This is a genomic window from Fundidesulfovibrio sp. (assembly GCF_058402725.1).
The window spans coordinates 1-12,740 of record NZ_JBZVFJ010000117.1 but is presented as its reverse complement, the minus strand read 5'-3'; the positions used below and the strand labels follow the sequence as shown (position 1 = coordinate 12,740).

General features: G+C 63.2%; 13 protein-coding genes. All 13 read left to right on the top strand.

Annotation, left to right across the window (positions count from 1 at the left end):
- The first annotated feature begins 54 nt into the window (after window positions 1–54).
- A complete protein-coding gene (locus tag ACV4UX_RS14125) occupies window positions 55–420 on the top strand; it encodes a tyrosine-type recombinase/integrase (RefSeq protein ID WP_491593918.1) in 366 nt (121 codons plus the stop codon).
- Between the two features lie 635 nt (window positions 421–1,055).
- The gene (locus ACV4UX_RS14120; protein ID WP_491593917.1) at window positions 1,056–2,465 is read left to right on the top strand and encodes a sigma-54 interaction domain-containing protein; all 1,410 of its coding nucleotides are present in this window, start codon (window positions 1,056–1,058) and stop codon (window positions 2,463–2,465) included.
- Window positions 2,466–2,541: 76 nt separating this feature from the next.
- Entirely contained in the window at window positions 2,542–2,892 is a 351-nt protein-coding gene (locus ACV4UX_RS14115; protein WP_491593916.1) for a NifB/NifX family molybdenum-iron cluster-binding protein, read from the top strand.
- Between the two features lie 481 nt (window positions 2,893–3,373).
- Window positions 3,374–3,910 (top strand): hypothetical protein, encoded by a 537-nt coding sequence (locus tag ACV4UX_RS14110; RefSeq protein ID WP_491593915.1) that lies wholly within the window; start codon window positions 3,374–3,376, stop codon window positions 3,908–3,910.
- Window positions 3,911–3,935: 25 nt separating this feature from the next.
- Window positions 3,936–5,399, top strand: a complete 1,464-nt coding sequence (locus tag ACV4UX_RS14105; protein WP_491593914.1) for an SLC13 family permease — start codon at window positions 3,936–3,938, stop codon at window positions 5,397–5,399.
- A gap of 36 nt (window positions 5,400–5,435) precedes the next feature.
- The gene (locus tag ACV4UX_RS14100; RefSeq protein WP_491593913.1) at window positions 5,436–5,885 is read left to right on the top strand and encodes a CBS domain-containing protein; all 450 of its coding nucleotides are present in this window, start codon (window positions 5,436–5,438) and stop codon (window positions 5,883–5,885) included.
- A 10-nt stretch (window positions 5,886–5,895) separates the two neighbouring features.
- Entirely contained in the window at window positions 5,896–7,233 is a 1,338-nt protein-coding gene (locus ACV4UX_RS14095; RefSeq protein ID WP_491593912.1) for an ArsB/NhaD family transporter, read from the top strand.
- 28 nt (window positions 7,234–7,261) lie between these two features.
- Window positions 7,262–9,037 (top strand): sensor histidine kinase, encoded by a 1,776-nt coding sequence (locus tag ACV4UX_RS14090; RefSeq protein ID WP_491593911.1) that lies wholly within the window; start codon window positions 7,262–7,264, stop codon window positions 9,035–9,037.
- 24 nt (window positions 9,038–9,061) lie between these two features.
- A complete protein-coding gene (locus ACV4UX_RS14085) occupies window positions 9,062–9,493 on the top strand; it encodes a response regulator (RefSeq protein ID WP_491593910.1) in 432 nt (143 codons plus the stop codon).
- 9 nt (window positions 9,494–9,502) lie between these two features.
- Window positions 9,503–9,922: a response regulator gene (locus ACV4UX_RS14080; protein WP_491593909.1), complete on the top strand. Its 420-nt coding sequence runs from the start codon at window positions 9,503–9,505 to the stop codon at window positions 9,920–9,922.
- Between the two features lie 10 nt (window positions 9,923–9,932).
- The gene (locus tag ACV4UX_RS14075) at window positions 9,933–11,366 is read left to right on the top strand and encodes a transferase (RefSeq protein WP_491593908.1); all 1,434 of its coding nucleotides are present in this window, start codon (window positions 9,933–9,935) and stop codon (window positions 11,364–11,366) included.
- 13 nt (window positions 11,367–11,379) lie between these two features.
- Window positions 11,380–11,751, top strand: coding sequence for a response regulator (locus tag ACV4UX_RS14070; protein WP_491593907.1), 372 nt, complete (start codon window positions 11,380–11,382; stop codon window positions 11,749–11,751).
- A 17-nt stretch (window positions 11,752–11,768) separates the two neighbouring features.
- A complete protein-coding gene (locus ACV4UX_RS14065) occupies window positions 11,769–12,371 on the top strand; it encodes a sodium-independent anion transporter (RefSeq protein ID WP_491593919.1) in 603 nt (200 codons plus the stop codon).
- The last annotated feature ends 369 nt before the right edge of the window (window positions 12,372–12,740 follow it).

Here is a 12,740-nt window from a genome sequence, read left to right as displayed (position 1 = left end):
AACCAGGGGGCCACCCTCAAGAATTGAGTGGTCCGAAGAAACCCGGCAGGTCAGGTGTTCGCCCCCAAGACCAACAAATGGCGCACCATCCCGGTCAACCCGGAGTTCATGGAGCGCATGCGGGAGGCCCAGAAATCAGCCCAGAGCGACTTTCTGGTCGAATACCGAGGCCGACCCATCAAGTCCCTGAAAAATGGGTTCAGGGGCGCTTGTAGGAGGGCTGGCATCGACGACTCGGTGATCAGCTACGACGTCAGGCACCTGTTCTGTTCGACCCTGCTGTACCAGGGCAGTGACCCGGTGGCGGTGTCCCAACTCATGGGCCATGCCTCAACCCGCATGACTCTGGACCAGTACGGACATGCCCTTGCAGGATCGAAGAGGCGGGCTATCGAGCGACTTCCGAGGCTCGGAGAGTAGGCGGGACGATGGTTCAGGGGAAAATGAAATGTTGACCAGGAGGTTGACCAGAAAGCAGAAGGGGTTAGACCTTGCGATCTAACCCCTTGAAATGTGTGGTGGAGCTGGACGGAATCGAACCGACGACCTCTTGAATGCCATGAATGGGTGCCGCCCCGATAACCATTCAAAATCAAACAGCTTATCTAGGGCGATGTCACCCGTCATCCGGCAAAACGCGGCAAAAAGTGCAGAAAAGAGGTGACATCACCATGTTGACTGGTGTCCCTCTCCCTTACCACTCCACAAATCACCAAGACCAGGGGGGACGCAGCAACTGAATTGGCAGCCCGACCAACCCAGCCATCTCCAAGCAGCCGATTATTTCTTATATGCTCCGGCCACTTGGACACAAAAGCCTCACCCTGGCGATAAACGATCACGGCCTTCCCGTAACCGCCATCCTTTCCTGCGACGCTCTCGATCACTGGACTTGCGAGTCTGTCTCCACCCAAGTGATGGACCTAGAAGATTTGTTGCGTCATTTTCATAGGTTCCCATTCGGGAATATCAGGATTTTCTTCTCCGGCCCGAGCCTTCCCGCGCCTGTTTGAATTATTGCCCTTGCACTGCAAGTGTGTGAATCTCCTCTGCGCATGAGCGGAAAAACCGAGCACAACGTCGAACTCTTCTCGCTACTGGACGCCCTGCCCCTGGGGGTGGCGGCCATCAGCCAGGACAGGCGCATCTTGTTCATGAACCGCGTGATGGAATCGCTCACGGGGTTCGCCCGGGAAAAGGCTCTCGGGCTGCCTTGCGCCAACGTCCTGCGGCTCGACCGCTGCCTGACCGCCTGTCCGGCCGTCAAGGCCAAGCGCAGCGCCAAGCTGGAGCATTACGAGGGTGACATCGTCACCTGCGACCGCCAGCGAATCCCTGTCTCGGGGGCGTTCTCCAGCGTCAGCGACAGGCGTGGGAAGATCGCCTTCCATCTGGAGACGTTCGAGGACATGCGATTCTCCGGTCACGCCGCCGACGTGGGCCGAGAGGGCTTCCGTTTCGGCCAGATCATCGGGCGCTCCCCCGAGATGGAGCAGGTCTTCGCCACACTGCCCGCCATCGCCCAGACCGACGCCTCGCTGCTCATCACCGGCGAGACGGGCACCGGCAAGGACGTGGTGGCCGAGGGCATCCACAACGCTTCCAAACGCGCCAAGGGGCCTTTCGTCAAAGTCAACTGCGGGGCGCTTCCGGAGAACCTTCTGGAGTCGGAGCTCTTCGGCCACAAGAAGGGGGCCTTCACCGGCGCGGTGGAGGACAAGCCGGGGCGAATCCAGTTGGCGCACGGCGGAACCCTCTTTCTCACCGAGATAGGCGACTTGCCCCTTTTGCTTCAGGTGAAACTGCTCACCTTCCTGGACGACCGCATCATCTACCCCCTAGGCGGCACCAAGGGTTTTGCGGCTGACGTGCGCCTGATCGCCGCCACGCACCTGGACCTGGAGGAGATGGTCCGACAGGGCCGCTTCCGCAAAGACCTGCTGTTCAGGCTCAACGTCATCCGGATACATCTGCCCCCGCTGCGCGATCGCGGGGGCGACGTGCGCCTGCTCATCGACCACTTCCTCCAGCACTTCGCGCGCAGGCTGGACAAGCGCCTCAAGGGGCTCTCCGCCGAGGCCCTGGAGCTGTTGACCCGCTACACGTTCCCCGGCAACGTGCGCGAGCTGCGCAACATCATCGAATACGGCTGCACCCTGGCCCGTACGCCCGAGATCGAAACAGTCGACCTGCCGCGCTATCTCCTCGACGCCCCGCCTCAGCCGCTTTCGTTTCCGCCGCCGTCCTCCGGGACCCAATCCGTCCAGGGCGTGCCGCTGCGCGTCGGGGATGCGAGGACGGGCCTGTCCGGCATCGACGACCTGGAACGCGGGCGCATCCTGGCCGCCCTGAGCAAGGCCGGCGGGCGCAAGCAGGAGGCGGCCAGGCTCCTCGGGCTCGGCCGGGCCACCCTGTGGCGCAAGATCAAGAAGCTCGGCCTGGACCGGGAATGGAGCCTGCCGTGAGACCGGCCGGCCCCCTCGCCCTCACTCTTCCGGGCGCGGCCCCGGCCGTTCCCGTCGGCCGTAACGGAGGCTCGCCATGATCCGCAGGGTGCTCATCACCGTCGCCGACTCCGACGTGGCCCCCCGCTTCGACACCTGTCAGGAGGTCTTCCTGGCCGACCTGGACGAGGACGGGCGCATCCTCTCGCGCAAGACCCTGGTGCTGGCCGAACCGGCAGCCGAGGAGGTCTGCCGCCTGGTGCTGGCCGAACAGGTCCACGCGGTCATCTGCGGTGGCATCGAGGAGGAGTTCCATCAGTTCCTCACCTGGAAAGGCCTGGCGGTCCTGGACGGCGTGATCGCCCCGGCCGACAGCGCCCTGGAGGCCTTCGCCACGGGGGCCCTCTCCCCGGGAGACATTCTGCTCGCGCCTGCCGCGTCCGGCTGAAACGCCCCCGAGAGGCGTCCTGGCGGCCTGTCCAGCCCCTCCCTTGCGTGCCCGGCAGGCGTCTACTGCAGTACATTCCTATGTTATGCCGGTTTGTTGGGGCCGACTATTCTCGGAGTGAGCTCCGCGTCAGGTTGGCCGGTCCCTCTGATTCGGCGCCCTGAGCCCATGTAGCGCCAGCGGCGTTCTCCCCCGCACGTTCCATCCCTCGCGAGTAACGTTTCAAAACGTTCCACGCGTTTCACGTTGAAACAGACTGGCGTTTCATTTTGTTTCTTCCCTTAAAGTCTTCGTTGAATGACTCTAAGCATTTGGCCCATCTCCGGGATGTTTCACGTTGGCCCGGTCCTTGCTCTTAGCAGAGAAGATTGTGCCATTTGGCACAAACCTCCGGCCCACACCCGGAGGATGTCCGCGCCGGAGCGGTGGGGCGCTCAGGCCGGACTCAGCCCGCACATTCCAATCAGCCCTGGAGGCATACATGCGAACGACACAGGTCAAGGACCTCATGGTCCCACTCTCCCGTTGTCCGAAAACGAGCCCGGAAGCCTCGTTGCTGGCCGCCGCCATGGAACTGGAGGCCTGCGGCGACGCCGGGGCCTGCCTGGTGGTGATGGACGCCGCAGGCAAGGCCCAGGGCGTGTTCGAGTCCATCGACTACCTCAAGGGCCTGGAGCCCAAGTACGCCCAGGACGGCCTCTTCGAGGGCATGGAAGACGCCCGCTACTACGGAGAACTGGCCCGCGAAACCGTGAAATCGCTGGGCCTTTTCGACGCCCCCATGGAGCATCTCTGCTCTCTGGCGGCCCAGCGCAAGGTGGCCGACTTTGTGAAGCCCTTCGCGAAGGACCAACTCATCGCATCTTCCGAGAGTCTTGACCTGGCCATCCACCAGTACGTCATGTCCGGCCGCCAGGCGCTCATCGTCACCGAAGGCGGTGCGCCTGCCGGAATCCTGAAACTTACGGACGTGTTCAAGGCCGTGCTCCAGGCGGCCAAGGCCTGTCCCAAGCCCTAATTTCCAAGCACGGGAGCCAACAACCATGAGCGCACAAGCCGCAGCCCCGGCCTTCGACATGAAGCGGGCCTTCTTTCTCCTGCTGGGCGTAGCCCTGTTCTCTATCGTCAACTTCTCCCCGGCCTGGCCGGACGCCATCGACCCCATGGGCAAGCACTTCGTGCTCTCCAAGGAGGGCAAGGGCGCGCTGGCCGTGTTCCTGCTGGCCGGGACCTGGTGGGTGTTCGAGGTGCTGCCCATCGGCGTCACGGCGCTGATGATCGGCGTGCTCCAGGCCCTGTTCATGATCCGCAAGCCCGAGGACGCCTTCAAGGACTTCATGGACCCCTCGGTGCTCTTCATCTTCGGCTCCATCGTCATCGGCCTGGTGTTCACCAAGACCGGCCTGACTAAGCGCATGGCCTACAAGATGCTCCAGATCGTGGGCGAGAAGACCTCCATGATCATGCTGGGGTGCTTCCTGTGCACGGTGTTCCTCACGCACCTCATGGCGCATACGGCCGTGGCCGCCACCATGTTCCCGCTGTTCATGGCCATCTACGCCCTCTACGATGAGGAGATGAAGCCCTCCAAATTCGGCAAGGCCATGTTCATCGGCCTGGCCTACGTGTGCGGCGCGGGTTCCATCATCACCCTGCTGGGCGCCGCGCGCGGCATCGTGGCCGTGGGCTTCTTCAAGGAGCTGGCCGGCAAGGACGTGAGCTTCTTCGAGTACTTCTACTACTTCGCCCCCCTGGGCTGGACCATGGTCTTCCTGCTCTGGGGCTTCTTCATGGTGTTCCTGAAGCCCGAGCGCGACACCATCCCGGGCCTTCGCCAGAAGGCCGCCCAGCTGGCCAAGAATCTGGGCCCCATCAGCCGCCAGGAGCTGCTGGCCGCCGCGCTCATCGGTGGGGCCATCCTGTTCATGTCCATGCAGTCCTTCATCCCGGCCATCAAGGGCGTGAACAAGCCCGCCATCATGATCCTGGTCACGGTGCTCTTCTTCGTGTTCAACATCCTGGACATCAAGGATCTGGAAGACATCCCCTGGAACATCATCCTGCTCTTCTCCGGGGCCATGTCGATCGGCTTCTGCCTGTGGCAGACCGAGGCCGCCAAGTGGCTGGCCGTGAACTGGCTGACCATGTTCACGGAGGCCAGCGGCTTCGTGTTCGTCTTGAGCATCGCCTTTTTCGTGCTGGTGATGACCAACTTCATCATGAACGTGGCGGCCATCGCCATCTCACTGCCCGTGGCCCTGGTGCTCTGCCCCTACCTGGGCGTGGCCCCCGAGGTGGTGTTCTACTCCGCGCTGGCCACGGCGGGCATGCCCTTCCTGCTCCTGGTGGGCGCGGCGCCCAACGCCATCGCCTACAACTCGAAAATGTTCACCTCCGGCGAGTTCTTCCGCTACGGCCTCATCGCCTCGCTGATGCTCATGATCGTCCTGGCCGTGTTCATCGCCTTCATCTGGCCGATGATGGGCATGCCCGTCAGCCTGAAATAGCCCAAGGAGCCGCCTACGATGAAAGTTTCAAACATCATGAACACGCAGCTCGCCACGGTCAGCCCCGACGACTCCCTGGTGGCCCTGCTCTGCGCGGCCAAGGGCAAGCCCTCGCGCCTGATCTACGTCACCGACGCGGCCGGGATGCTCAAGGGTGTGGTTTCCAGCCTGGACCTGCTCAAGGTGCTCACGCCCTTCTACCTGGACTCCAACCTGGCCAAGGCCTTGGCCGAGGACGAGGCCTTTGCCGCCAGGATGCTGGAGGAGAACAAGGGGAAGACCGCCAAGGACGTGATGGTCACGGACTGCCACTGCCTGAAGGCCGAGGCCCACTTCCTGGAAGCCGAGACGCTCTTCGCGGAGAAGGGCATCAACACCCTGCCGGTGGTGGACGCGGACGGGAAGCTCTTGGGAGAAGTGGGCCGCGGGGCGCTCCTGGACAAACTCATCAGCCTGTGCGGGCACGCCTGCCCGGAACTGCAATAGGAGGCCCTCCATGTTCTGGGTAGCGGTAGGCATCTTCTTCACCGCCTATGCGGTGATCGTCTCGGAAAAGATCCACAAGACCAAGGTGGCCATGGCCGGAGCGGCCCTCACGCTGCTCACCAAGGTGCTCACCCAGCACGACGCCCTGCACAACATCGAGTTGGGCGTGGACTGGAACGTGGTGTTCCTGCTCATCTCCATGATGATCATGGTGAACATCATGACCAAGACCGGCGTCTTTCAGTACGTGGCCATCAAGAGCGCCAAGGTGGCCAAGGGCGATCCCTTCCGGATCATGGTCATCTTCTCCATCGTCACAGCCGTGGCCTCGGCGCTCCTGGACAACGTGACCACCGTGCTCCTCCTGGCCCCGGTGACGCTCCTGATCGCAAAGGAACTTGAGGTGGACCCCGTGCCCTACCTCATCACCGAGGCCCTGGCCTCCAACATCGGCGGCACCGCAACCCTGATCGGCGATCCGCCAAACATCATGATCGCCTCCAAGGCCGGCTTCGCCTTCATGGACTTCATCTATAACCTGACCCCGGTGATCGTCATCACCATGATCGTGTGGATGTTCGTCTGGAAGATCGTCTTCGCCAAGCGCCTGCACGTGAGCGACGCCCTCAAGGCCCGCATCATGGCCATGGACGAGAACGCGCTCATCAAGGACATGCCGCTTTTGCGCAAGTCCGGCACCATCATGGGGCTCACCATCCTGGGCTTCGTGCTCCACGGGGTGTTCCACTTCGAGCCCGCCACCGTGGCCATGGGCGGCGCGGCGCTCCTTCTGCTGCTCTCCGACGAGGACCCACACCACGTGCTGGCCGAGGTGGAATGGTCCACCATCTTCTTCTTCATCGGCCTGTTCATCATCATCGGCGGCACGGTGAAGGTGGGCTTCATCGAGATGCTCTCGCGCCAGATGATCGACCTCACCGGCCCCACGCCCACGGACATGTTCACCCTGTCCATGGTGATGGTCTGGTTCTCGGCCATCGCCTCGGCCATCGTGGACAACATCCCCTACGTGGCCACCATGAACCCGCTGCTCATCGACATGGCGGAGAAGGTGCTCGGCCCCTCCACGGGCCTGAAGGGCTTCGAGCTCTACCAGCACCCCACCATGCTGCCCGTGTGGTGGGCCCTGGCCCTGGGCGCGTGCCTGGGCGGCAACGGCACGGCCATCGGGGCCTCGGCAAACGTGATCGTGGTGGGCATGAGCGAGAAGGCAGGAAACAAGATCACCTTCGTGCGCTTCATGAAGTACGGCATGCCGGTGATGTTTTTGACCGTGGCCATCTCCGCCGTGTATCTGTACGTCCGGTACTATGTCCTGAAGTGGTAGTTCACCCCCGAGGGGGAGGAGGCCAGACATGACCAGCGGACACCATACGCACGAAGCCTCGCCGCATTCCGCTCCGGCGGGCAAGCACCCCCGCACGGCGGCGGGAGAGGGGGCCATCCGCGCCGACCGCAGGGTCGGCCGCCAGATGATGCTCCTGGTCATCCTGGTGTCCCTGGTCCCGTTGGTTCTGGCCGGGATCCAGAGCTACTCCTTCTTCCACGGGGTCTACCGCGAGAAGATCACCGCCCTCGACGAGGAGCTCATCGAGCGCCACGCCGTGGCCGTGGACGACTACCTCAAGGAGCGCCTGGGCAACATCCGCATGCGCGCCCTGGTGAGCCCCCTGGAGAACCTGCTGAACGAAAACCGCCTGTCCTTCATCCTGGAGCAGATGCGCGCGGTCTACGACGACTCCTTCGTGGACCTGGGCGTGGTGGACGATCAGGGCAGGCTGGTCTCCTACGCCGGCCCCTTCAGACTGGACAGGGCCGACTACTCCCAGACGGACTGGTTCAAAGGGGCCATGGCCTCGGAGACCTATGTATCGGACGTGTTCCTGGGCATCCGCAACGTGCCGCACTTCGTGGTGGCCGTGGCCATCCACGAGGGCGGCAAGCGCTGGCTCTTGCGCGCCACCATCGACTTTGCCCAGTTCAACGAGTTGGTGAAGGAGATACGTCACGGTCGCACCGGACACGCCTACATCATCAACCGCGCGGGCGAGTTCCAGACCGAACGCCGGGGGGACGACGTGCTGCCGCCGGAAGTGCTCCGGGAAATCGCCGCCAGGGGCCTTGCGCCCGGGCGGGCCTACGCCCTGTCCGGCAGCTCCGTGGGGGGCGTTGAGTACTTCTTCACCGCCGCGCCGCTCAAGGGGGGCGACTGGGTGATGGTGCTCCAGCAGGAGGCCTCGGACGCGCTCATCCACCTGATCACCGCCCGGCGGACCTTCCTGGTGATCCTGCTGGCGGGAGGGGCGGCCATCGTGGGCACGTCGGTCTACGCCATGCGCCGCCTGCTCTCCAGGCTGTTCGTGGCCGAGAAGGCCCAGGACGCCATGCGCAGGCAGATCGTGGAAACCGGCAAGCTGGCCGCCATCGGGGAGCTGGCCTCGGGCATCGCCCACGAGATCAACAACCCCGTGGCCATCATGATCGAATACGCGGGCTGGACCCAGGACCTCCTTGACGAGGAGGACCGCCAGGCCCTCAAGAACTACGACGAGCTGACCAACTCCCTGCGGGAGGTGGTCATCCAGGGCAGGCGCTGCAAGGAGATCACCCACAAGCTCCTGAGCTTCGCCCGCAAGACCGACTCCGTGGTGAAGGATGTGGACGTGAACGGGCTCCTGGAGGAAGTGATCGGTTTCGCATCCCAGAAAGCCCGCTACGAGAAGATCGTGGTGCGCGGGCAGTTCGACCGCTCCATACCGCAAATCATGCTCTCGCCCACGGAACTCCAGCAGGTGGCCCTGAACCTGATCAACAACGCCATGGACGCCATCGACAAGGACGAAGGGGTCATCGAGGTGCGCACGCGCCTTGAGGACGACTTCGCGGTCATCGACGTGCAGGACAACGGCCAGGGCATCCCGGCCTCCAACGTGGACCGCATCTTCGAGCCCTTCTACACCACCAAGCCCGTGGGCAAGGGGACGGGCCTCGGCCTGTCCATCTGCTACGGCATCATCGACAAGATGGGCGGGGACATCACCGTGGAGAGCACTCCCGGACAGGGCGCGACCTTCCACGTCTACATCCCCCTGACCCCCAACAGCCCCGAAGGGGAACAATCAACGGCCTGACCGCGGCCGCCAAGGAGCAGAATCATGCATATCGCCAAAGTTCTCATCGTGGACGACGAGGCCCCTTTCCTGGACGTGATGAGCAAGCGCCTGGGCATGCGCGACCTGACCGTGTTAACCGCCGACTCCGGCGAGAAGGCCCTCGAGATGCTGGCCTCTGAGCCCAAGATAGACGTGGTCATCCTGGACGTGAAAATGCCCGGCATGGACGGCACCGAGACCCTGGCCGAGATCAAGAAGGACCACCCTCTGGTGGAGGTTGTCATGCTCACCGGCCACGCCACCGTGGAGAACGCCATCGAGGGCATGAAGAAAGGCGCGTTTGACTATCTCATGAAGCCCTGCGACCTGGACCTGCTCATCAAAAAGGTCAAGGACGCCAAGGAGAAGAAGGCGGCGCACGAGGAGAAGATCGTTCAGGCCGAGATGAAGGAGATCACCGGACGTTACGCCTAGGAGCGCGACATGAGCCAGGAGACATTCCAGCCCATCCAGGTGCTGCTCGTGGACGACGAGGTGTCGTTCGGGCGCGTGCTGGTCAAACGGATGACCAAGCGCGGCATCGTGGCCAAGGCCGCCGCCAGCGGCCGCGAGGCCCTGGTGAAGCTGCGCGAACAGCCCTTCGATGTGGCCGTGCTTGACCTCAAGATGGAACACATGAGCGGTCTGGAGGTGCTGGGAGTCTTTCGCAAGATGGCCCCGGAGATGAAAGTCATCATCCTCACCGGCCACGGCGCCAGGGAGGAGGCCCAGGAGGCCATGCGCCTGGGGGCCTTCAACTACCTTCTCAAGCCTTGCGGCGTGGAGGAGATAATCGAGGCCATCCAAAGGGCTGTGAACGCCTCCCGCCGCGAATCCACGGAAGCAACGCAAATACCCGGATAGGAGAGGCGCCGTGAAATACCTCGAGAAGCTCATCGAGCGGGTCATCTCCCGCGTCAACGTGACCCTGCGGGGGCACGGAGTCGACGCCGGGCAATACCTGCGAGGGCTCATCACCCCCGAGAAGTTCGTGCAGTACTACGCCTTCTACGGGCTCACCACCGAGCATCCGCTGCTCATCCACTTCGAGCACTCAAGCCTGGCGGGCTCCTATTTCCTGGGCCGCTGCAAGGCCAAGCACTCCATCCTCTACAAGTCCGACATCCGGGGCGACGAACTCAAGCGCAAGTCCAAGCCCTTCGTGGCCCAGGGCATGGCCATCGACCTGCACGAGGACGAGACCATCAGCATCGAGGACAGCTTCCTCATCAAGACCCTGGTGCACAGCTTCTCCCACGATCCCGAAACCCCCGAGACCTTCCCCATCAGGAACACCGTAGCCATGCCCTACGCCAACATCCACGGCTCGCCCTGCAACGGGCTTTTCCTGGGGCCCTTCGCCACCGTGGACCTCACCACCGTGCGCAACTCGGTGATCGGGGCCTTCTCCTACGTGCAGGTGGGGGAGCTCTTCAACGAGGTGGTGGAGCCGGGGCAGATCCTCATCCGGGCCAAGGACGTCTTCGAATTCAAATACCAGTACCCCAAGTCGGTGCTGAACAAGTACGTGAACCTGACCCCAGGCTGCTGCCCCGGCGGGGTGATGGCGAACCTGGTGGAGCAGCGCAAGGCCGACTTCGAGAAGGTGTTCGGCTACCTGTACTCCTCGCCGCCCGAGGGTGTGCCCGATACGTCCTTCGTCAGCCGCTACGCGGCCCTCAAGGGCAAGACCCACGTGGGCGAGAACGTGCTGGTGGCCCAGCGCTGCTACCTGGACGAGGCTTGGCTGGGCAAGGGGGCCAACGCCCAGGAGAACTGCCTGATCATCCACTCCCGGCTCACCGGCCCCAACGTCACGGCCCACGGCGGCAAGCTCATCCACTGCTTCCTGGGAAAGAACGTGTTCGTGGGCTTCAACTCCTTCCTGCAGGGCAGCCCCGAGTACAAGTTCAAGGTGGGCGACGACAGCATCGTCATGCCCCACACCATCGTGGACCTGAAGGAGCCCGTGGAGGTGCCGACCGGGCATCTGGTCTGGGGGCACATCCGCACGGCGGCGGACCTGGAGAAGCACTCGGTCCCCATCGACAAGCTGGCCCAGGTGCGCGGCAAGTTCAAGAGGGGCCACATGTCCTTCGAGGGCGACGGCGGCGCGTTCGTGTGCTCCTTCAACAAGCGCATCCACCACATCCTTGAGGCCAACGGGGCCTACTACGACGGCGAAAAGAACATCGGGCACGCCCAGAACACTCAGAACATCGTCTACAACATCATCCAGCCCTATTCGGAGTCCGAGTTGAAGGGCGTCTACCCCAACGTGCGCATCTTCCCCCTGGAGGCTGCGTGAGCGGAGGTTCGTGATGGCTGACGAGATCAGCATTCTGCTGGTGGACGACGAGGCAGAGTTCGTGAGCACCATGGCCGAGCGCCTTGAGATCAGGGACTACCCTTGCTTCGTGGCCAATACGGGAACCGATGGCCTCGAAATGTTGAAGGCCGAGAAACCGACGGTCATGGTGGTGGACATGCGCATGCCGGGCATGGGCGGGCTCGAGGTGCTCGACCGGGTGAAGGCCTCCGGATCGCCCGTTCCGGTGATCGTCCTCTCGGGACATGGCAACCGGACGGAAGAGGACGAGGCCCTGCGCCGAGGCGCCGTAGCCTATCTCCACAAACCTTTGAGCCTTGACACGCTCCTGGAGGCGGTACATGCCGCCGCCCAGCGGGCGTGAGCGGGGGGATACGACCCATGCCCACGACAATGGATGTTTTCGAGGCCGCCGGACGTCCCGGCGTACTGTCCCACCCGGGAAAGACACTTGTCGCCCTGGCAGCCACGGCAGCCGTGGCTCTGGGGTCCTCCTGCGCCGTGTTCACCGCTTCCTTTCTCGTCTCGTTCGCCTTCCTGCGCGTCGCAAGCAACGCGGGGAGGTCCAGAGGGCTGGGGAGGGGCGCGCATCCGCTTGCGGGGGGAAAACGCGGGCCGTTTTCCGGCAGGAGGCCAATGGGGGAGACAAGCTGCTCCGTCAGGGTGATCCGGCTGGACAGCCCCATGGCCTTTCACGCTCTGGAGACCCTGGCGCGGGAGCTGGGCGGAGGAACCCTCTCGCCGCGCGGGGTCGTTCTCGATTTGTCCGGCCTGCATTCCGTGGATGCCGTCGAAGTGTTGGAGCTTGAAGCGTTCGCCAAGTCGTGCGCCTCAGGCGGCAGGGCCGCCTTCATCGAAGGGTGCTCCCCGAGAGTGAGGAAGGTGCTCGTGCATTCGTGCGTTCTCCGTCCGCTTCTGGACGGGCAGCTACAACCTGTTGTCTCGGTGCTCCAGACCCACTGCGAAACAGACAGGCGACAATAGCCATCGCCCCCTTTGTCGGCCTCACGCCGTCCACACGCGTGTCCACATCACACCTAGCACTTCTGGCATTATCGGAACGCGAGCAGCCAAGAAGAGTCATGTAATATACATGCGTTAAGAAGTACATCAGTCTGCTCGGACACCCTCGCGCCGCTATCAAGGTTTCAAATCCCTTGGGACGCCAGAATATCAGCATGTCAGTATATTCTCCCTAACGTGGATTGCCCTAGGGTTTTCTTGGACACCAACTTGGACGTATGGAACGGACGTCCTGGAGGTGTCAGATGGGCAACGAATCGACAGGTCGGAAGCGGTATTGGGCCAAGCACAAGGCGCAGGTCGTACTCAGGCTTCTTCGCGGTGAGGACC